The sequence below is a fragment of the Negativicoccus succinicivorans genome (assembly GCF_018373335.1).
GTDB lineage: Bacteria > Bacillota > Negativicutes > Veillonellales > Negativicoccaceae > Negativicoccus > Negativicoccus succinicivorans_A.
This window is the reverse complement of the sequence record NZ_JAHAHH010000115.1, coordinates 1-2,163: the sequence shown is the minus strand read 5'-3', so window position 1 is coordinate 2,163 and position 2,163 is coordinate 1. Positions and strand designations below refer to the sequence as shown.

Annotated in this window: 4 protein-coding genes; all 4 read right to left on the bottom strand. The window is 45.7% G+C overall.

What is annotated here, in order from left to right:
• Positions 1–366 (bottom strand): hypothetical protein (locus tag KH813_RS06540; protein WP_303994539.1); only part of this gene is annotated, 366 nt, incomplete at its 3' end.
• 3 nt (positions 367–369) lie between these two features.
• On the bottom strand, positions 370–1,314 hold the full coding sequence (locus KH813_RS06535; RefSeq protein WP_303994538.1) for an ATP-binding protein: 945 nt from the start codon (positions 1,312–1,314) through the stop codon (positions 370–372).
• A gap of 47 nt (positions 1,315–1,361) precedes the next feature.
• Complete coding sequence (locus KH813_RS06530) at positions 1,362–1,850, bottom strand: siphovirus Gp157 family protein (RefSeq protein ID WP_303994537.1); 489 nt, start codon at positions 1,848–1,850, stop codon at positions 1,362–1,364.
• The gene (locus KH813_RS06525; RefSeq protein WP_303994536.1) at positions 1,847–2,026 is read right to left on the bottom strand and encodes a hypothetical protein; all 180 of its coding nucleotides are present in this window, start codon (positions 2,024–2,026) and stop codon (positions 1,847–1,849) included. Before KH813_RS06525 ends, KH813_RS06530 begins: the two co-directional genes overlap by 4 nt.
• Between the last annotated feature and the right edge of the window lie 137 nt (positions 2,027–2,163).

The window sequence follows — 2,163 nt, the reverse complement described above, 5'->3', positions numbered from 1 at the left end:
ACCAATCGCGCCGTCAAAGTCAATGCGTGCCCGTTCGTTTTCTTTCTTCATACCGATAGACAGAAAGAATTGCCCGATTTTCCACTCTAAATCGTTACGCAACACGAGATTATCGAAGGCGCGCACGTTGCGTTGCCCGTCGGATAATTCGAGCGTTAATTTAGCCATGTTGCATGGCGGAAATTTCTCATTGCCGCGCGTCCGCGTCTTTTCGTATTCTTTGACGGTAAACATGTAAATACCGTTTTCAAACGGATCAAAATTATTGCTGTCTTGGGTAATTTCATCTCCCCAACCCAATTCACGCACTTGTTGTTCTCCGTTCGGGTTATTGGCAAATTGTTTCCAGTTTGCTGCTTGTTCCATTTGTTATTCTCCTTTGTTTTCTTTAATGACGGACACAACGCTGTCCCAATTTTTAATCAAGTTGTTTTCTACAAATTCGGTCGGGTACATTTCCAGCCGTTTTGATGCCGGATAATATCCTGCTTTTTCGACTGCCGCGCGTACCTGTTCGTCGGTTACATCGGCGTCGATCATCAGCTTGACCAGCCGCGGGTCGATTTCCCGTCTAAATCGGTTCGGAATAACGTTTTCAAGCGGCTCATATGAAAGCGGGAATGATGGCGGTAAATCGTGCCGATTTTTCGCGTCATAGGCAGGTGTGTGTGTGGTATACACGGTTCGTTTCCCGCCGGTCGCTCTGTACTTTTCCGTACCGTTCACGTTGTACACTTTTGTTTCATAGTTGATGAATAAAAGCATGTCCGCCCACTCTTTGATGATCGGCGCCGTTTGTGATGCCGTGCGTTTGCCCAGCTTCAATTCGTAACGGTCATACGCGCCCGCCTCTCCCGGTTGCTCGAATTTACGAATTTGCGCGTGCGCCGTGAGTACCACATTCAAGCCGGCCGCGATAATCTCGTTTAACGACTTAATAAATTGTTCAAATTCTTCCCGGACATACGTGTAGCCGGTACCATAGCCAAAGGATTCGATGTTGGTTTTATCGTGCTTTTTGCATACGTACTCAATGCATAGCATTTCCGCCCAATCAACGGTATCAATAACAATAGTGCTAAAGTCATCAACGGTCGGATCTTTCGGTATGCGCGCAATCATTTCTTTCAGTTCTTCCCATGTTTGCGGTACGGGTAAGCGCGCGACGTCCATGTGTGCCGTGCCGCCCTCCGTATCAATGAATAAAGGCGCGGGAAATTGCGATGCTAATGTGGATTTTCCGATGCCTTCAATACCGTAAATCACAATGCGCTGCGCCCGTTCTTGTTTGCCGCGTGTAATTTGAAATGACAAGTTGTTTTCTCCTTTCTTGAATACCTAACGCGTCTCTTATTTTTTAGTTACTCAAACACCACGCTCTCCCCCTGTTCCAGAAATGCGCCGGTAACGGCTTGTCCTGCGTTCAGTGCTTTTTTGATGGCCGTTTTGTCGACGCTCGTTGTAACTTTCTCTCGAATAAATTCGCGCGGAATAGCCGCCTCATCACTTACGATGACGCGCGCGGGGTTCTTCCGGCGCTTAATGGTGAATAAATCACCTGCTGCTTGTCGCTTGTCGGTTAAGGTTAAATACGTTAAACACAAACCTTTCAGCCGTTCCATCGCGCGTTCTTTACGCTTGCGCATTTGCGCAAATTCAGCCTCTTGCGCTTTCAAGGCTTCTGCCATACGCATTTGGTTACGGAAAAGCCAACCGATAGCGTCAATTTTTGCGCCCGCCGCATCTTCAATCGCGGTAAATGTATCGGCGACTTCTTCCGGTGTTACTTCTTCACTTTCAAGAAGTTCTGCCAATGCGCGGTAATTTTCGCCGATTTCGTATAATGTCATATATGCACCTCTACATTTCTGTCGATTATCTTTTGGATAATCTCTTTCATGCCATCAACTACTTTCAATATGCCTTCGCCTTGCCCGTGAATATAATCCAGCGAACGTTCGTCAAGAATATCCGTCTCATCAATGAAATTGGCAAGATGTTCGCCGATGGCTTCAAATGCTTTCAATTCGCTTGTAATTGATTTCCCCATCACTTTTTGAACTTAAATATTCGTCCGAAAATGTTTCAATAATTCCAGCCTTAATTACAACATTTTTATCAATAGTAATAAGCCTTCTTGTAACTTTGCCGATAGGAATTTTT